A 17,033-nucleotide genomic window follows, 5' to 3' on the forward strand; every position below is an offset into this window, starting at 1 on the left:
CCGGCACCAGCCGTCGTGCCGTGGCCGGCTGCGCCACCCCAACCCGCTTCGCCGGCCACCTCAAACGTCGCCGATAAGCCAACCATGCATTAGATTTGAACCGGGCCACCTAACGGGGGCAGGCCACTCGGCCGTCGCACGACATCGGCGGCGCAGCGGCCGTTGACCGACAAGGACGATCTCCTCGCGCTCGTCGAGCACAACCTCGCCCTCCTCGACATTGAGGAGCTGGACGAGGCCGCCCCACTCTCGCGCCGCCGGCAGATCGATCGCGGCACCGTCGTGGACAAGCGGCCCGATCCGATCGCCGCCCGCGAGCGGCGCCGCGCATGGCTGGAGCGACTACACTGCGACGCGCTGGCGTCCGCCGTTGAGGCGAGCGTCGACGAGAACACCGAGACGACCGTCATCCAACAGGCAAAGGTGCGGGGATGACGGCGGGGCGACGCGCAGCGAAGGAGCGTGGCAATCCTGCTGGGCACAGCGCTCTGATGCCGCGCGTCGCCGCCAACGAACGCGACTTCACCCTGTCGCACCTGGAGATGCGGCGCCAGCAGGCGGCCGACTGGGTGGTAACTTTCGGGGAGTGGCTTCTTCCTCTGTTCGAGCGTCTCGACGACGAATGCGCCCGCCGGGAGCGCCAGCAGTCGTCCCTTGATCGAGTTCGAGCCATGGCGAGGCGTGCCTGACGATGCGCGAGCGCGAGGAGCTGATCGCCGAGAACCGCCGCCTCGAGGCCGAGGTGCATCGCCTGGGCGCGCTTCTCGCGGGCGCCGCCCGAATGCTGCGGCTCGCCGCGGCCACCGCCCGGTGCCGCACCATCCTCGGCGCATTCATCCGTGCGGCCGTCGAGGTCGAGCGCGCCCACGGTCAGCGCCCCACCGAGGTGACCGCCGGCCGCACCTGACGGATCCCAGCCGGCAGGGAAGCGCCAACAGCACTGAAGAGCTCGCATGGAACACTTGCCTTTCATGGGCGCGCTCAGATGCGCGCCCAGCCCCGCGCCGCTGGCGCATTACGAGGAGCATACCCATGAGCCAAGTTGAAGACGTCGCGCAGGACCAGCTGCGGTCCTTCGTCGAGCGGATCGAGAACCTCGAAGCCGAGAAGAAGACGATCGCAGACGACATCAAGGACGTCTACGCCGAGGCAAAAGGCAACGGCTTCGACACGCCCGTGCTGCGCAAGGTAATTCAGTTGCGCAAGCAGGACGCCAACGAACGGGCCGAGCAGGACGCGATCCTCGACCTCTACCTCCAGGCACTCGGCATGGTAGCCGACCTGCCTAAGAACTGAGGCGAGTCCTTTATCAGGTCGGCCCGCGGACGATCACAGCCGACCGGATGAGGATCGCCAATGCTGACCTTCCGCGTCATCTGCTTGCCTGCCGCCGCACGCCTTTGGACAAGGCCGCGCTCGTGGAGCGCGGCCGCGATGATGGAGGTGGGATCAGGCGGCGAGGTACTGTCCGAGCTCGATCTGGCCGACGAGGTGCACCTGCGCCTCCGGGCTCTGCGTGACGGCGAGAGCCACATCGGTACGCGAGGCGCCTCGGGACAGGGCGTCGAGGTAGAAGGCCTGACCACCCGTGTCCGGCGCGCGGCCGAGCGCGTCCTGGTAGAGCTCCGCGATAAACGCCGCGTCGCTCGTTCCGCCATGCTTGCCGGTATATTCAGGCGAAGCGAGGATCGAGGTCGCCACCTGCATCAAGCGGGCTGCCTCGCCAGCCGCTCCCCCGCCGCCGGTCTCGACTATGGCCGAGAACGCCTGCAGTCCGCCCGCGTCGGGCGCGCGCTCCAGAAGGACGTGGTAGAGGCGCGCCACGCTCGACTCGCTGGTGTCCGCCACGAACACGCCGCGCGAGAAGACGGGGCTCAGAACCGTGCTCGCCTCGCCAGAGGTCGCGATCTGCACCGCCACTGAGGCTTGGCTCGCTCCGCTCGAGAGCTGAGCTGTCCAGTACTGCAGGCCAGCCGCATCGGCGGGGCGATCCAGGAGGTTGACGTACAGGCTCTCGACAAAGGCGTTGAGGCTCGTCGGCGCTGGGCCGCGCTCGGCCGAGGCGAGGATCGCGCTCGCCACCTGGGTCAGGCTCGCGCCGTTCTCGACGGCCGCCGCGAAGCTCGCGAGCCCGAGAGGGTCGGGCGCCCGGTTCAGGAGCGCCTCGTAGAGGCCGTAGACGTAGCCCGCGGTGCTTGCTGGACTGGTCACCACCGTGCCGAAGGCTTCCGGCCGCACCAGGAGGCCGGTCGTGTCGGTGAGGGTGACGTCGTTGCCGTCGCCGCCCTGGTAGCTGATGCGCAGGGAGCGCGCGCCAAAGCTCAGCGTGCCGCCCTCAGCCAGTCCCGCGAAGGAGCCGCGGATCGCATCGGTGCCGTCGTTGTCGATGATGACGAAGCGGTCGAAGCGCGCGGAGGCGAAGTTGTTGAACGCGATGACGTCGAGCTTGGCGCCACTGACATCGACTGACCCGTCGACCTTGAGCTGGTCGAACTGGCCAGAGGCCGTGCCGCCGATCTCCTCCTTGAGAATTGCGCCGGCGGCGAGCGTCAGATCCTTGGTGGAGAGGATGCCGGGCGAGTTGCCGGGCGACAGCGTGCCGCCGCTCTCGATCGTGACGGTGCCGAGCTGCCCGGAGCCGCCGAGCGTGCCGCCGGCCTTGACGGTCGTGGGCGAGACGATCGAGCCGTTCACGAGAAGCGTGCCGGCCTGGACAGTGGTCGGCCCCGTGTAGGTGTTCGTGCCGGTCAGGATCAGCGTCCCAGGACCATCGAGGGTCAGGGAGCCGCCGGTCTTGTTGGAGAGGGTCTGCGTCTGGCCGGCCCCCGGGCTCTGCGTCAACGGACCGTTCGGGTCGATCGTCGGAGGCGTAGGTGGAGCAGGAGGCGCGGGCGTGTTGTTCGTGACACTGGTGGCGGGAAGGCTCGCGGCGTCGTTGCCGAGAGTGTCTTGGATAGCAGCCGCATCGTTGCCGGCGGTGGGATCGGTGTAGGCGACGGTCACTGCCTGGGCGTTCGCTACGCCCGCGGCCAGCGTCAGCGTGACGGTCTTAGCCGAGGCGTCAACTGCGACGCTGGTCACAGCGATCGCCGAGCCACCTGCTTGAACAACAAAGGCGTTCGCCGCGGGCGGGTTAGCTGCGTCGAGGGCTTCCGAATAGGTCAGCACCAGCGTGGAGCCATTGATGGCTGAAGAAACGAGCACTGGGCGCGTGGCGTCGATGGCGTCGGCGTTCTGGCTGATCGGGGTGGTGTAGGCCGCGTTGGAGCTGCCAGCCGTGTCGCTCAGGATGAGGTTGACTGCCAGGTCGGCGGCGGCGGCAACGTCCGAGCCGGGCGTGATGGTGAAGGTGGCGGTGTAGGTGGTGGCGTTGACCTTGGTCAGGCCGCCGAGCGTGTAGCCGCCGATCGTGCCGGACTGAAGGGTGTAGGTGTCGGCGTCGGGCGCGACCGTTATGTTGGCAGTGACCGTGTCGCCGATCTTTAGCGGCGAGTTGGGGATCGACACCGCGGTGATCACGGGCGGCGTGGTGTCAGGCGTGTTGTTGGTGACGCTTGTGGCGGGCAGGCTTGCGGCATCGTTGCCGGCCGCGTCTTGGATGGCGGACGCGTCGTTGCCGGCGGTGGGATCGGTGTAGGCGACGGTGACGGCCTGGCCATTCGCCACGCCCGAGGCGAGCGTCAGCGTCACGGTCCCGGTCGAGGCGTCAACCGCGACGGCATTGATCGTGACAGACGCGCCCCCGGCCTGAACCGCGAAGGCGCTTGCCGGAGGCGGGTTGGCCGCGTCCAGGGCTTCGTCGTAGGTCAGCACCAGCGCCGTGCCGTTGACGGTGGCTGATGCGAAGGCAGGAGCTGCGGTGTCGATCACGTAGTTACTGGACACCGTCGCTCCCGCGCCGGCGTTGCCGGCGGCATCCGCGATCCCGGTGTTAGCCAACGTGATGACGTTGGTGGCATCAGTGAGGTTGACGGCCGGAGTGAGCGTCGCCGTCCAGACGATGTTGTCGGCCGTGGTAAGAGCCGAGAGCGTGCCACTTTGGACAGTCAAGTCGGCGAGGGTGAAGCCGGTCACCGCCTCGGAGAAGGTGATGGTAACCTGCGAGGTCTCACCGGCGGTGAGGAACGTGTCGGCGACGACGATTGTCGCGGTGGGGCGGGCGGCGTCAATCGCGTAGTTGTTGGAGGTGGTCGTACCTGTGCCAGCGTTGCCAACGGCGTCCGTAACCCCGGTGTTGGCCAGCGTGATAACGTTGGTGGCATCGGTGAGATCGGCGCTCGGGGTGAACGTCGCCGTCCACACTATGTTGTCGGTGGAGGCGACGGCCGAAAGCGTGCCACCCTCAATGGCCAAGTCGGAATTGTTGAAGCCCGTCACCGCTTCGGAGAAGGTGATGGTGACTTGGGCGGTTTCGCTGGCCCTGAGGGCCGTGTTGGCGACGACGATAGTGGCTGTCGGTGGGGTCGTATCGGGCGTGATGAGGTCCGATAGGAGGAAGATGTCGTTCGCTGCGCCTGGAAGCTGCTGGTAGATGTCGAGATCGCCATCGCTGTCGAAATCGGACACTTTTGCGTTCGTGGCCGACAGGTTCAAGCCTGCAACAGCCGGAATGGTCACCTTGCTGGTGACGGAGAAGGTGCCGTTGGTGTTTTCGATGAAGATCGGCGCTTCGCCGACGGCAGTCTGACGCAGAATATCGACATCACCGTCGCCGTCGAAATCACCCACCGCCAGAAGGCCGAAGCCGACCGTCGGCTCGAAATCCGGGATCGGTGAGATTTTGATTTCGTATGAACTCATGGCCTCATTCCCCATCCCGAGCGCGGGTTGATCTACTCGGCTCTTCCCGAAGGCGCACGTGGTCACATCGACGCTGTCCACTGCTAGAGCAAGCGCTATCGCCGACGCCGAAAAATTCCGCCTGTACCGCTTGGGTCACGGTGTCTGGCAGTGGCGGCGCTGGGCCTTGTCGGGCCGCTTGCCCCGTGCTTCAGTGAGAACATAATGGGCACACTCCCATCGTCACTTTTCAGCATACAAAACGGCATACATCACCGCCTTGTGCCTGGATCGCCAATAGCATCAAAGGCCTGCCGCGCCTGGATTGTCGAACGAGGGCGCCAATTGGTTCCAATCCGGCCCGGGGAGCCAAGTTTCTTTCACCCACATCGCTGTCATGGCTGGTTCCGCCGGCATCGTGCCGTGGGTCGATTGTTCCCCTCCACCGCCACCGAACGCATCGCCTCTCCTTGCCGAGGGGCCGGGTCGCCAATAGGTTTGCGGACAGTCGCTTCCATCCCGAGTCGCCGCCCATGTCCCGCTACAATTCCGTTCTCGACGCCATCGGGAACACGCCGTTGATCCGCCTGAATCGCGCCTCCGAGGAGACCGGCTGCGAGATCTACGGCAAGGCGGAGTTCATGAACCCCGGCCAGTCGGTGAAGGACCGCGCCGGCCTCTTCATCATCCGCGACGCCGAGGAGAAGGGCCTCCTGGAACCCGGCGGCATCATCGTCGAGGGCACGGCCGGCAACACCGGCATCGGCCTCTCGCTCGTCGCCAACGCGCTCGGCTACCGCACCGTGATCGTCATCCCCGAGACGCAGAGCGAGGAAAAGAAGGACGCGCTGCGCCTGATGGGCGCCGAACTCGTCGAGGTGCCGGCCGTCCCCTATCGCGACCCGAACAACTACGTGAAGCTGTCGGGCCGCCTCGCCGCCCAGCTCGCTACGACCCATTCCCAGGGCGCCATCTGGGCCAACCAGTTCGACAACCTCGCCAACCGCGACGGCCACGTCGTCACGACCGCCGAGGAGATCTGGCAGCAGACCGGCGGCGAGGTCGACGGCTTCATCTGCGCGGTGGGCACCGGCGGCACGCTCGCCGGCACCGCCATGGGCCTCAAGCGCCATTCCGGCCACATCAAGATCGGCATCGCCGATCCGATGGGCGCGGCGCTCTACAGCTACTACACGACCGGCGAGCTGAAATCGGACGGCTCCTCGATCACCGAGGGCATCGGCCAGGGCCGGATCACCGCCAACCTCGAAGGCTTCGAGCCGGACTTCGCCTACCAGATCCCGGACGAGGAAGCGGTCCGCATCGTCTTCGACCTCGTCGGGAGCGAGGGCCTCTGCCTCGGCGGCTCGTCGGGCGTCAACATCGCCGGCGCCATCCGCATGGCGCGCGAGATGGGCCCCGGCCACACCATCGTGACCGTCCTGTGCGACTACGGCAACCGCTACCAGTCGAAGCTCTTCAACCCCGACTTCCTGCGCTCCAAGAACCTGCCCGTGCCGGACTGGATCGGCACGACGCCGCAGTTCGACGTGCCCTTCGAGACGGCGGCGGGCTGAGACCATGAGCGGCACGGAACCGCTGTTTCGCGAGGACAGCTACCTCTCGACGCTCGAGGCCAGGCTCGTGCGCGTCGAACCCGACGGCGGTCTCGTCTTCGACCGCACGAACTTCTACGCCACCGCCGGCGGCCAGCCCGGGGACACCGGGACCGTCGAGCTGCCGGACGGGCGCCACATCGCGATCGTCGACACCGTCTGGTCGCCGGACAAGCTCGACGTCGTGATGAAACCGGAAAGCTCCGCGGACTTGCCCGAACCCGGCGAGACGCTCGTCCTCCACCTCGACTGGGCGCGACGCTACAAGCTGATGCGCATGCACACCGCCTGTCATCTCCTGTCGGTGGTGTGCCCCTACCCGATCACGGGCGCCGCGGTTGGCGAGGAGGAAAGCCGCGTCGATTTCGACATTCCCGAAGCGGCCGCCGACAAGGCCGCCGTCACCGCCGCGCTGATGGAGCTCGTCAACGCCAACCATCCGATCGCCATCCGCTGGATCACCGAGGACGAGCTCGACGCCGATCCCGGCCTCGTGAAGTCCAAGAACGTCAAGCCGCCCCGCGGCTCGGGCCGCATCCGCCTCGTCACGATCGGAGAGAACTCCAGCGTCGACGCTCAGCCCTGCGGCGGCACGCACGTGTCCGAGACGCAGGAGGTCGGCGAGATCCACATCGGCAAGATCGAGAAGAAGGGCCGCGAGAACCGCCGTTTCCGCATCCGCTTCGGCTCCCTGCCGCCCGCCTGACGCGAACCGCCATGACCCAGAACCCCTTCCTGATCTCGCCCGCGGATCTCGCCGCGAACCTCCACCGCGACGGCCTCTCCGTGGTCGACGCCTCCTGGTACCTGCCCGCGCAGAAGCGCTTCGCGCGGCCGGAATTCGAGGCCGGCCACGTTCCTGGCGCCGTGTTCTTCGACCAGGACGCCGTGGTCGATCCCGCCTCCGACCAGCCGCATGCCTTTCCGCCGGCTGACGTCTTCGCCGCCGCGGCCGGCGCTCTCGGCATCCGGGAGACCGACACGATCGTCGTTTATGACGGCCTCGGCCTCTTCTCCGCGCCGCGGGTCTGGTGGCTGTTCCGGGCCTTCGGCGCGCGCGACGTGCGCGTCCTCGACGGCGGCTTCCCCGCCTGGACGGCCGCGGGCCTCCAGGTCGAGACCGGGCCTGCCAAGCCGCGCGAGCCCGCCCGCTTCGAAGCGCAGCTCGACCCGGCTGTTCTGGCCGACGCCGATGCGGTGGCGGCCGCGTCCGGCGCCGGCTCGGTGCAGATCGTCGATGCCCGCGCCGCCGATCGCTTCCGCGGCGAGGTGCCCGAGCCCCGCGCCGGCATCCGCGCCGGCCACATCCCCGGCTCGCGCAACCTGCCCTTCGGGCTGCTGGCGCAGGACGGCCGCCTCAAGTCGCCGGACGAGATCCGCCGCGCCTTCAAAGCCGCGGGCGTCGATCCGGACGGTCCGGTGATCACGAGCTGCGGCTCGGGCGTCACCGCGGCCGTCCTGACGCTCGCGCTGGAGTCGATCGGCAACCACTCGACCCGCCTCTACGACGGATCCTGGACCGAATGGGGCGGCTCGAACCGCCCGATCGAGACCGGCCCCGCCCGGGAGGCCGCGGATCCCGCGCCATGACCGGTCTTCTGCGCGCCGTCGTGACCACCCTCGCCATGGACGAGCGCCCGCCGGGCGACGGTGCCCCCTGGCCTCCGGAGGCCGACGGCGCCGTTGTCCGGGCCGAGCCGCAGATCCCGATCGAGCGCTACCGTGCGCTCTACGACGCGGTCGGGCACGAGCATCACTGGACGTCCCGCATCCTGCCCGATGAGCGCCTCGCTTCCGAGATCCACGCGCCGGAAATCGCGGTCTACACCCTGACGGTCCGCGGCGAGACGGCCGGCTGGTTCGAGATCGAGACGCATCGGCATGATCGGCGCGCCCGCATCGTCCACTTCGCGATGATGCCGGGCTTCCGTGGCCGGCATCTCGCCGGCCCCTTGCTGGACCGCGCCATCCGCCTCGGTTTTTCCGACGGCATCGCGACGCTGATCATCGAGACCAACACGCTCGACCATCCCGCCGCCCTCCAGCTCTACCGGGCGCACGGTTTCCGGGAGATCGCCCGGCGCGACGTGCTGACGCCGCACATCTCGGCCTACAAGTCGCAGACTGCCTGAAGGCTCTCGCGCCGCGTCCTAAGATCGACATGGAAAGCGGCGACACGGTAGGCTCGCGCAATCTGCCGAGCCGCCGGAGACATCAGCCCATGGCCGACCGCCCGATCCACGCGTCCGAGGTTTCCCGCCGCGGCTTCCTGGCCGGTGCGGCCGCGCTCGGCGCGGCCGCAGCGCTGCATCCCTGGTCGGCGCGCGCGGACGGGCGGCGCGCCCACCTGCGGCTGATGGAGACCACCGACCTCCACGTCTACGTTCTTCCCTACGACTACTATGCCGACAAGCCGCTCGACACGGCCGGCCTCGCCCGCACCGCGGCCATCGTCGAGGAGATCCGGCGGGAGGCGAAGAACGCCCTTCTGTTCGACAATGGCGACTTCCTCCAGGGCAACCCGATGGGCGACTACATCGCCTACGAGCGCGGGATGAAGGAGGGCGACGTCCACCCGGTCGTCGCGGCGATGAACGTCCTCGGCTACGACGCGGGCACCCTCGGCAACCACGAATTCAACTACGGCCTGGAGTTCATGGAGCGCACGCTCGCCGGCGCCCGCCATCCGGTCGTCTGCGCCAATCTTGCCAAGGGCCCCCTCGCCGCCAGGCCCGAGGACGACGCGCGCTTCGTGCCGCCCTACGTGATCCTCGATCGCGAGCTGACCCTGGGCGACGGCACGAAGCGGCCGATCCGCCTCGGCGTCATCGGCTTCGTCACCCCGCAGATCATGGTCTGGGACGCGGCGCATCTCACCGGCAAGGCCGCGACGCGCGAGATCGTCGACGCGGCCCGCGCGCTCGTGCCCCGGCTCAAGGCCGAGGGCGCCGACATCGTCCTCGCCTTGTCGCATTCCGGCATCGTCGCCGAGGGCGAGGGAACGAGCGAGAACGCCTCCCTGCAGCTCGCGGCCGTCGAGGGCATCGACGTCGTCTTCACCGGCCACCAGCACCTGCAGTTTCCCGGCAAGGACTTCGAGGCCATGACCGGCGTCGACGCCAAGGCCGGGCGCCTTGCCGGCAAGCCCGCCGTGATGCCCGGCTTCTGGGGCTCGCATCTCGGCGTGGTGGATCTCGACCTGGAGCACGACGGCTCGGGCTGGCGGATCGTTGAGTCGGCGGTGGAGCTGCGCCCGATCTCGGAGCGCACCGACGACGGCGTGAAGCCGCTGGTGGCGAGCGACGAGCGGGTGCGCGCCTCGGTCCAGGCCGAGCACGAGGCGACGCTCGCCTATGTCCGCCGCCCCGTCGGCGAAACCGCCGCGCCGCTCTTCTCCTATTTCGCCCTCGTCGCCGACGATCCCTCCGTGCAGATCGTCAATCAGGCGCAGAGCTGGTACCTGAAGGACATCCTCGCCGCTTCGGAGCACGCCTCGCTGCCGCTGCTCTCGGCGGCCGCGCCCTTCAAGTCGGGTGGCCGCAACGGCCCGGACTACTACACCGACATTCCCGCCGGCCCGATCGCGATCCGCAACGTCGCGGACCTCTACCTCTACCCGAACACGCTGCGGGCGGTGCGCATCACCGGAGCCGAGGTCAAGGAGTGGCTGGAGATGTCGGCGGGGATCTTCAACCGCATCGAGCCGGGCCAGCCCGACCAGCCGCTGATCGCCGCCGACTTCCCGTCCTACAACTTCGACGTCATCGACGGCGTGACCTACGCGATCGACGTGACGCAGCCCGCCAAATACACGGCGAAAGGCGCCGTCGCCGACGCGAGCGCCAGCCGCATCCGCGACCTCGCCTATGACGGCCGCCCCATCGATCCGGACCAGCTCTTCATCGTCGCCACGAACAACTACCGGGCCAGCGGCGGCGGCAACTTCCCCGGCCTCACCGAGGACAAGATCGTCTTCGTCGCGCCGGATGCCAACCGCGACGTGCTGGTGCGCTACATCATCGACGAGAACACCATCAATCCGTCGGCGGACGGCAACTGGCGCTTCGCTCCGGCCGGGGGAAGCCGCGTGACCTTCCGCACCGGTCCGGGCGCTGCCCGCCATCTCGCGGCGCTGACGCAGCTCAAGGCCGAGCCCGGCGACACGGACGCCGAGGGCTACCTCGTCTTCCGCATGACGCTGTAATGTCGCAGGCCCCGGAAGCTGCGGCGGGGCGTTTCATCGCCTCGCTGCCTGTTCTATTGCTGGCCGCCCGATCGTCCTGCCGCGAGCCCCACCCTTGAAGATCCGCATCCTCCTCGTCGTCATCCCGCTGCTCGCCCTCGGTGCCGCGGGGCTCTGGTTCGCCGGCCCGCGCGAGCCGGTCGACCCGGCGATCCGCTTCGAGGCGAGCGCGATCGGCGAGGATCCCGACGCCTATCTCGCGCGAACGGAAGCGGACGTGCCGAACCTGCGCCCGGACGCGGCGAAGGAGATCGTCTGGGCCTATCCGGAATCGCGCGCCAGGACGCCGCTCGCCATCGTCTACGTCCACGGCTTCGGCGGCTCGAAGAGCGAGACGCGGCCGCTCGCCGACGAGGTGGCGAAGGCGATGGGCGCCAACCTCTACTACGCGCGCCTGACCGGCCATGGGCAGAACCGGTCCGCCCTCGCCGTCGCCACGGTCAACGACTGGCTCAACGACCTCGCCGAGGCGCTGGCCATCGGCCACGCGATCGGCAACGAGGTTGTCGTGATGGGGCATTCGACGGGCGGAACGCTCGTCGCCTATGCCGCGACGCGGCCGGAGCTGCGCGACCGCATGAACGCCGTCGTCCTCCTGTCGCCGAACTTCGGCGCCGCCGACTCGCGCGCCTGGATGCTCGACCTGCCCTGGGCGCGCGAGCTCATGCCCTACGTCGAGAACCCGACGGTCGACATCGACCCGCGCGGCGACGCGGACAACGCCGTTCCCACCGCCGCGCTGCTGCCGATGGCCGCCCTCGTGCGGGCTGCGCGCGGCACCGACTACGCCGCAGCGACCCTTCCGGCACTCGTGTTTTATGCGCCGAACGACCGCATCGTCGTGTCGGCGAAGGCACGCGAGCTCATGACGCGCTGGGCGGGTCCGCACCGGCTGATCGAGATCGCCGACAGCGGCGATCCGCTCCAGCACATCCTGGCGGGCGATGCGCGCTCGCCGCAGACGACGGCCGGCATCGCCGAGCGCATCGTCTACTGGCTCCGCTCGCTTCAGCTCTGAAGGCTGGCGAGCCGCGAGGGCTTGGCGTCGCGGCTGAACAGGTAGGCCGACAGCCCGGCGAGAAGCAGGGCGACGTAGAACAGGAAGACGACGCGATAGGCGGCGTCCTGCGAGCCAGCGCGCGCCGCGAGGTCGAAGACACCGCCCGAGGCGAGCTGCACGACGCCCGAGCCGCCGATCGAGAAGAAGTTCATCAGCGTCACGCCCCGCCCGACGAGGTGCGGCGGCATGAAGCCGCGGGCATGCGCCATGATCAACGAGTAGTTCGTGCCGGCGAAGGCCGTGAGAACCAGGAGCACGGATGCGGCCGCGGACGAGCCGATCCCGACTGCCGCCAGCGCCGCGAGGCACGACGCCGTCAGGCAGGAGCCGACGACGACGATCCACTTGCGCGTGTCGAAGACGTTGTCGAGCGGGCCGTGGACGATCGAGCCGACGATGAGGCCGAGCGCCATGAAGAAGGTCACCTCGCCGATCTCCGGCGTCGAGAAGCCGTGGACGTCCTCGAGAAACGGGCCGGCCCAGAGCCCGCGCAGGTTCGAGGCCGGCGCGTAGGCGACCGCCGCCATCGCCATCAGCGGCCAGAGCATGCGCAGGCGCAGGATGTCCTTCAGCGAGCCCCGGCCCGCACCGCTTCCGGCCGGCGCCTCGGGATCGCGGGCGAGCAGGACGATGGCGAGCGCCGCCAGGAGCGTGATCGCCGCCAGCCCCACCATCACCCAGCGCCAGCCGAAGGTCGTGACCGCGGCGGCGAGCGGCGCCGAGCCGGCGACGCCGCCCATCAGCCCGAAGGCGACGAACCAGGACGACAGGAGCGCGAAGCGCCGCGGCGGAAAGCTGCGCGCGAAGATCACGAGGCTCGCCATCAGGATGGCCGAACAGCCGACGCCGATCAGCCCCATGGCGAGGAACAGGAGCGAGGGACCCGTCGCCCCCGCCATGACGAGGCTGCCGAGCACCGCGACGAGGAGCGTCGCGCTCGCCGTCAACCGCGGTCCGAGCCGGTCGAGCGCCGCGCCGACGGGAAACTGCATCAGCGCGAAGGCGAGGAACCAGACGCTCGCAGCCGTCGAGAGCTGCGCTTCCGACATGCCCAGCTCCACCCGGAGGTCGGGCGCCAGCACGGCGAGAAACGAGCGGAAGAACTGCGACAGGACATAGGCGAGCGCGAGCGCGGCGATACCGACCATGAAGACGGCGCCCCCTCGCCCGTCACGCCGCGTCGAGGCGGCGTCAGTCGAGATAAAGGGAACGGCGTCCTTCGACCAGGGCCTGCGAGCGCGTCAGCCCGACGTCGCGCAACTGCTCGTCCGACAGGTCGAGGAGCGCGCGGCGGCTGCGGCGCAGCGCCGTGTCGTGGCGGAACCAGTCGGTCGCCAGAGCCGGGAGGGTCATGCCGCGCGCGAGCTCGACGTGCCACGGCAGCGCAAGGCTCTTGCCGCGCAGGGCTGCCCGGGTGACATTTGCGATTGTACCGCTTGCGTGACCGAGCGCGCTCATATTGAGCCCCTTCTTCTCTCCGCCTGACGGGTGCAATCAATAAGATTGACACCCACACAGTGACAAGTTAGAGAATTGTCACGATGACAAGTTTCCGGCCCGAACCCATCGAGGGGGACAGCCCCTATTATTCGCGCCTCGCCGACGCCTTCGAGGCGGCGGTCGCCGACGGGCGGCTGGAGCCGGGCGCCAAGCTGCCGCCGCAGCGAAACCTCGCCTTCGATCTCGGCGTCACCGTCGGCACGGTCGGCCGCGCCTACGCGCTTCTTCGCGAGCGCGGCCTCGTCAGCGGCGAGATCGGCCGCGGCACCTACGTCCTCGACCATGCCCGAGCCGGCGCCAATCAGCCGACCGACAGCTTCACCCTTGCCTTCAACGGCACGCGCCACGTCGAGGCGCCGCTCGGCAAGCTGCGCTTCGACACGACGGCCGCGCCGGACGTCGATCAGGGGCCGATCATCGGCGAGACCCTGTCGGCCATCGCCCGCGAGATGCCGCTGGAGGTCGCGAGCTATTCGCGCACCACTCCCGCCTCCTGGCTGCAGGCCGGCGCGCGCTGGCTGTCGCGCAACGATTGGATCCCCGCGGAAGAGGACATTGTCGCGACGCAAGGCGCCACCGCCGCCGCTTTGTCCGTCATCACCGCCATGTCGGCGCCGGGCGACCGGATCGTCTTCGAGAATCTGACCTACAGCTTCATGGCCCGCAGCGCGCGCCTTGCCGGGCGCCGCACCGTCGGCGTCGAGCTCGACGCCGAGGGCATGCTGCCCGACGATTTCGAGCGGGTCTGCGCCCAGCAGCACCCCAAGCTCGCCTTCCTGATGCCCACGCTGCACAACCCGACGCTCGCGATCCTTCCCGAGGAGCGCCGCCGGCAGATCGCCGAGATCGCCCGGCGATACGGCGTCTGGCTGATCGAGGACGACCTCTACGGCGACCTGTCGGACGATCCGACGCCGCTCGTCGTGCAGTTCGCGCCCGACCGCACCTTCGTCGTCGGCGGCCTGTCGAAGTCGGTGGCGGCGGGCCTTCGCGGCGGCTGGGTCGCGTGCCCACCCCATCTCGCCCAGCGCGTGAAGGTCACGCACAAGCTTCTCACCGGCGGCCTGTCCTTTATTCTCGCCGAAGCCGGCGCGCGCCTCGTCCTGTCCGGCGCCGCCGACGAGCTGCGCGCCCGTTCCATGGCTGAGATCGCCGCGCGCCAGGCGATCGTCGCGCAGGCGCTCGCCGGCCACGACTTCGCCACTCACGCCCATGCGCCCTTCATCTGGCTGAAGCTGCCGGAGCCCTGGCTGTCGGGCACCTTCAAGGCCGCGGCCGCGCGCGAGAACATCCTCGTCGACGACGAGGACGAGTACAAGCCCGAGCGCATGGAGCGCAGCTACCACCGCGCCCGCATGTCCTATTCCTCCGGCGACCGGCAAGGCATCGCCGCCGGCTTCGCCCAGCTCCGCCGCCTCCTCGACAGCGGCGTCGCGGGCTACGACGGCGAGGCCTGACGCCTCAGATCAGGAGATCGGCGACGATCGGGTCGCTGGTGATGTCCTGATAGCGGATGCCTTCCGCCGCGAACCGCCCGAGCAGGACGTCGAAGTTCGCCGGCGACGACGTCTCGATGCCGAGCAGGATCGAGCCGAAGTCCCGCGCCGACTTCTTCAGGTACTCGAAGCGGGCGATATCGTCGTCCGGGCCGAGCAGCCCGAGGAACGACTTCAGCGCGCCGGGCCGCTGCGGCAGACGCAGGATGAAGTACTTCTTCTTGCCCGCGAAGCGCAGCGCCCGCTCCTTCACGTCCGGCAGCCGCTCGAAATCGAAGTTGCCCCCCGACACGACGCAGACCACCGTTCGCCCGCGCACCGCCTCGCTGAGGTCGGCGAGCGCGTCCACCGTCAGCGCCCCCGCCGGCTCTAGGACGATGCCTTCCGTGTTCAGCATCTCCAGCATGGTGCCGCAGAGCCGCCCCTCCGGCACCAGCACCACGTCCTCGGGGCTGGCGCTCCCCTTCAGGATCTCGAAGGGCAGTGCCCCGATCTCGGCCACCGCCGCGCCGTCCACGAACCCGTCGATCTGCGGCAGCCGCACGACGCGCCCTTCCGTCAGGCTCGTGCGCAGGCTCGGCGCGCCCATCGGCTCGACGAAGCGGATGTCCGGCCCCTTGTTTCCGTCGAACCAGCGCACCAGCCCCGAGGCCAGCCCGCCGCCCCCAACCGGCAGAACCAGCATCTCCGGCCGTCCGCCGCCCATCTGCCGCTCGACCTCCAGCCCGACGCTCGCCTGCCCCTCGACGATGTCGACGTGGTCGAAGGGGGGCACCAGCGCCGCCCCCTCGTCGCGCGAGAAGGCCTTGGCCGCGGCGTAGCAGTCGTCGAAGAAGTCGCCGACGAGCACGATCTCGATCGCCTCGCCGCCGAAGGTGCGCGTCTTCTCGATCTTCTGCAGCGGCGTCGTCACGGGCATGTAGACGCGCCCCTTGAGCCCGAAGTGCCGGCAGGCGAAAGCAAAGCCCTGCGCATGGTTGCCGGCGGAGGCGCAGACGAAGTGCGTCGCCGCCGCCCCCTCCTCGATGCGCTTCCTCATGAAGTTGAAGGCGCCGCGGATCTTGTAGGAGCGGACCGGCGTCAGGTCCTCGCGCTTGAGGAAGATGCGCGCACCGTACTTCTTCGACAGGTGCTCGTTGAGCTGGAGCGGCGTTTCGGGAAAGAGCTGACGGAGCGCGTATTCGCCGGCGGCGACGCGGGAGCGGAAGGCGAGATCGGACATCTGGATCGGTCTTGGTCAGGGCGCGCCGGCCTGTGTGCCGGTTCGCGCGGGAAACATCGGTCGCATCATGCCAAAACGACGCCGGCCCGATTCGTCTCGATCGGGAAGCGCCGTGCCGGTCGCGTGAAGATGATCGGAGAAGCGAGAGCGCTTCCGCCGGGCCTCAGGCGCCGGCGCCGATAATGGGCAGCGCGGCTCCGCCGAACGACATGATGCCAGCCATCGCACGCCCTTCCCGTTCTCGCGGTTGCGGATCCGGCTTCTCCATCGTGGAAGTCGGCGAATTTGTCAAAGGCGGGTCGGCTGGTGTGGATCGTCACGGCCGTCCGGACGCTGTCTCTCCGACCCCAAGAGCGGATGATAGCCGTCGCAGTCGAGAAAGAAGGCCGCAGTGATCGCAGGACGCCTCCGGGTCGTTCCTTTCGCCCCTGGCGCGGGCGTGATGGCCGGCGCTCTCGTGATCCTTGCCGGCTTCGCCACGCGGCCGGCGAGAGAGGTCGGCATGGCGGCACCCTGGTTCGTGGGGCATGGGTTGTCCCACAACGGCTCGCAGGCGTCCCGACCATGTCCAGACCATAGGCTTCGGCGAGCTTCTGGACACCTACTGGATCGAGGACCGGACGCTGTTTGCGCTTTTCGAGGCGGACGAGTTGGTCACGCTTGGATTCGACCTCTACCATTGCGATGATCCCGAGCGCTGTCAGCACGGCGTGGAGTATCGTCTTGATGTCTCCGTGCCGCGCGGCCACATCCAGATCCTCGATGGCTCGGTTGAGCGCTTCAGAACCGAGTTCTGCGCCGACATTCTGACTGCCGAGATCCAGCAGGGCGACCTGCACCTTCTGGCGGACTGTACCTTCTACCCGTCGAGAACCAACGACATCGTAGGGATCGTGCTTTCAAGCGGAGTCGCGCGGATCGAAGAACATGCGCCTGTGCCTGTCACGCTTCCCACCGCAACCTGAGCCGACGTTTCAAGGTCGTCTGGCCGCTTCCGACCCTGGCTGTGTCAAAACCCTGCTCATGCTATCTTCTTCAGGGTGGTCTGGAGGATGGCATGGGACGCTTCGTTGTCGGCGCCGATCGCGATCAGGCGACGCTGTTCCCGCCCTGCCTC

Annotated in this window: 16 protein-coding genes; 12 read left to right on the top strand and 4 right to left on the bottom strand. The window is 68.7% G+C overall.

Going from position 1 to position 17,033, the window contains the following annotated elements:
- Window positions 1-162 precede the first annotated feature (162 nt).
- The 4 genes from FZN60_RS27980 (at window position 163) to FZN60_RS27995 (ending at window position 1,296) form a co-directional block, all read left to right on the top strand.
- On the top strand, window positions 163-435 hold the full coding sequence (locus tag FZN60_RS27980; protein ID WP_158877629.1) for a hypothetical protein: 273 nt from the start codon (window positions 163-165) through the stop codon (window positions 433-435).
- A gap of 56 nt (window positions 436-491) precedes the next feature.
- The gene (locus FZN60_RS27985) at window positions 492-689 is read left to right on the top strand and encodes a hypothetical protein (RefSeq protein ID WP_158877631.1); all 198 of its coding nucleotides are present in this window, start codon (window positions 492-494) and stop codon (window positions 687-689) included.
- Between the two features lie 2 nt (window positions 690-691).
- The gene (locus FZN60_RS27990; RefSeq protein WP_158877633.1) at window positions 692-907 is read left to right on the top strand and encodes a hypothetical protein; all 216 of its coding nucleotides are present in this window, start codon (window positions 692-694) and stop codon (window positions 905-907) included.
- A 125-nt stretch (window positions 908-1,032) separates the two neighbouring features.
- Window positions 1,033-1,296, top strand: a complete 264-nt coding sequence (locus tag FZN60_RS27995; protein ID WP_158877635.1) for a DUF2312 domain-containing protein — start codon at window positions 1,033-1,035, stop codon at window positions 1,294-1,296.
- Between the two features lie 153 nt (window positions 1,297-1,449).
- Here the strand turns inward: FZN60_RS27995 and FZN60_RS28000 are convergent, their stop codons facing one another.
- The gene (locus FZN60_RS28000) at window positions 1,450-4,815 is read right to left on the bottom strand and encodes an Ig-like domain-containing protein (protein ID WP_210253442.1); all 3,366 of its coding nucleotides are present in this window, start codon (window positions 4,813-4,815) and stop codon (window positions 1,450-1,452) included.
- Between the two features lie 497 nt (window positions 4,816-5,312).
- Here FZN60_RS28000 and FZN60_RS28005 point away from each other — a divergent pair, with 497 nt between their 5' ends.
- From FZN60_RS28005 to FZN60_RS28030, 6 genes are all read left to right on the top strand, one after another.
- A complete protein-coding gene (locus FZN60_RS28005) occupies window positions 5,313-6,356 on the top strand; it encodes a cysteine synthase A (protein WP_158877639.1) in 1,044 nt (347 codons plus the stop codon).
- A 4-nt stretch (window positions 6,357-6,360) separates the two neighbouring features.
- The gene (locus tag FZN60_RS28010) at window positions 6,361-7,101 is read left to right on the top strand and encodes an alanyl-tRNA editing protein (RefSeq protein WP_158877641.1); all 741 of its coding nucleotides are present in this window, start codon (window positions 6,361-6,363) and stop codon (window positions 7,099-7,101) included.
- 11 nt (window positions 7,102-7,112) lie between these two features.
- Entirely contained in the window at window positions 7,113-7,985 is an 873-nt protein-coding gene (sseA, locus tag FZN60_RS28015) for a 3-mercaptopyruvate sulfurtransferase (RefSeq protein ID WP_199266675.1), read from the top strand.
- A complete protein-coding gene (locus FZN60_RS28020) occupies window positions 7,982-8,527 on the top strand; it encodes a GNAT family N-acetyltransferase (protein WP_158877643.1) in 546 nt (181 codons plus the stop codon). Before sseA ends, FZN60_RS28020 begins: the two co-directional genes overlap by 4 nt.
- Window positions 8,528-8,616: 89 nt before the next feature.
- Window positions 8,617-10,599, top strand: coding sequence for a bifunctional 2',3'-cyclic-nucleotide 2'-phosphodiesterase/3'-nucleotidase (locus FZN60_RS28025; RefSeq protein ID WP_158877645.1), 1,983 nt, complete (start codon window positions 8,617-8,619; stop codon window positions 10,597-10,599).
- A 94-nt stretch (window positions 10,600-10,693) separates the two neighbouring features.
- Window positions 10,694-11,656, top strand: a complete 963-nt coding sequence (locus FZN60_RS28030; RefSeq protein ID WP_158877647.1) for an alpha/beta hydrolase — start codon at window positions 10,694-10,696, stop codon at window positions 11,654-11,656.
- Here FZN60_RS28030 and FZN60_RS28035 read toward each other — a convergent pair.
- Both FZN60_RS28035 and FZN60_RS29110 read right to left on the bottom strand, forming a co-directional pair.
- A complete protein-coding gene (locus FZN60_RS28035; RefSeq protein WP_158877650.1) occupies window positions 11,647-12,846 on the bottom strand; it encodes an MFS transporter in 1,200 nt (399 codons plus the stop codon). The genes FZN60_RS28030 and FZN60_RS28035 overlap by 10 nt on opposite strands.
- A 43-nt stretch (window positions 12,847-12,889) precedes the next feature.
- Window positions 12,890-13,156 (bottom strand): DUF1127 domain-containing protein, encoded by a 267-nt coding sequence (locus FZN60_RS29110; protein ID WP_246727325.1) that lies wholly within the window; start codon window positions 13,154-13,156, stop codon window positions 12,890-12,892.
- 83 nt (window positions 13,157-13,239) lie between these two features.
- On the opposite strand from FZN60_RS29110, the gene FZN60_RS28045 reads away from it, so the two are divergent.
- Window positions 13,240-14,655 carry an aminotransferase-like domain-containing protein gene (locus FZN60_RS28045; RefSeq protein WP_158877652.1) on the top strand — a complete coding sequence of 472 codons (1,416 nt, stop codon included), beginning with the start codon at window positions 13,240-13,242 and terminating at the stop codon, window positions 14,653-14,655.
- Window positions 14,656-14,659: 4 nt separating this feature from the next.
- Here the strand turns inward: FZN60_RS28045 and ilvA are convergent, their stop codons facing one another.
- A complete protein-coding gene (ilvA, locus tag FZN60_RS28050) occupies window positions 14,660-15,916 on the bottom strand; it encodes a threonine ammonia-lyase IlvA (RefSeq protein ID WP_158877654.1) in 1,257 nt (418 codons plus the stop codon).
- Window positions 15,917-16,443: 527 nt separating this feature from the next.
- Between ilvA and FZN60_RS28055 the strand changes: the two genes are divergently transcribed.
- Window positions 16,444-16,881 (top strand): hypothetical protein, encoded by a 438-nt coding sequence (locus FZN60_RS28055; protein WP_158877656.1) that lies wholly within the window; start codon window positions 16,444-16,446, stop codon window positions 16,879-16,881.
- Window positions 16,882-17,033: the final 152 nt, after the last annotated feature.

Source organism: Antarcticirhabdus aurantiaca, from assembly GCF_009765365.1.
Lineage (GTDB): Bacteria > Pseudomonadota > Alphaproteobacteria > Rhizobiales > Rhizobiaceae > Antarcticirhabdus > Antarcticirhabdus aurantiaca.

Coding starts and splice junctions, on each gene's coding strand:
- FZN60_RS27985 (WP_158877631.1), top strand. CDS start 492: ATGCCGCGCGTCGCCGCCAACGAACGCGACTTCACCCTGTCGCACCTG.
- FZN60_RS27990 (WP_158877633.1), top strand. CDS start 692: ATGCGCGAGCGCGAGGAGCTGATCGCCGAGAACCGCCGCCTCGAGGCC.
- FZN60_RS27995 (WP_158877635.1), top strand. CDS start 1,033: ATGAGCCAAGTTGAAGACGTCGCGCAGGACCAGCTGCGGTCCTTCGTC.
- FZN60_RS28000 (WP_210253442.1), bottom strand. CDS start 4,815: ATGGGGAATGAGGCCATGAGTTCATACGAAATCAAAATCTCACCGATC.
- FZN60_RS28005 (WP_158877639.1), top strand. CDS start 5,313: ATGTCCCGCTACAATTCCGTTCTCGACGCCATCGGGAACACGCCGTTG.
- FZN60_RS28010 (WP_158877641.1), top strand. CDS start 6,361: ATGAGCGGCACGGAACCGCTGTTTCGCGAGGACAGCTACCTCTCGACG.
- sseA (WP_199266675.1), top strand. CDS start 7,113: ATGACCCAGAACCCCTTCCTGATCTCGCCCGCGGATCTCGCCGCGAAC.
- FZN60_RS28020 (WP_158877643.1), top strand. CDS start 7,982: ATGACCGGTCTTCTGCGCGCCGTCGTGACCACCCTCGCCATGGACGAG.
- FZN60_RS28025 (WP_158877645.1), top strand. CDS start 8,617: ATGGCCGACCGCCCGATCCACGCGTCCGAGGTTTCCCGCCGCGGCTTC.
- FZN60_RS28035 (WP_158877650.1), bottom strand. CDS start 12,846: ATGGTCGGTATCGCCGCGCTCGCGCTCGCCTATGTCCTGTCGCAGTTC.
- FZN60_RS29110 (WP_246727325.1), bottom strand. CDS start 13,156: ATGAGCGCGCTCGGTCACGCAAGCGGTACAATCGCAAATGTCACCCGG.
- FZN60_RS28045 (WP_158877652.1), top strand. CDS start 13,240: ATGACAAGTTTCCGGCCCGAACCCATCGAGGGGGACAGCCCCTATTAT.
- ilvA (WP_158877654.1), bottom strand. CDS start 15,916: ATGTCCGATCTCGCCTTCCGCTCCCGCGTCGCCGCCGGCGAATACGCG.
- FZN60_RS28055 (WP_158877656.1), top strand. CDS start 16,444: ATGGGTTGTCCCACAACGGCTCGCAGGCGTCCCGACCATGTCCAGACC.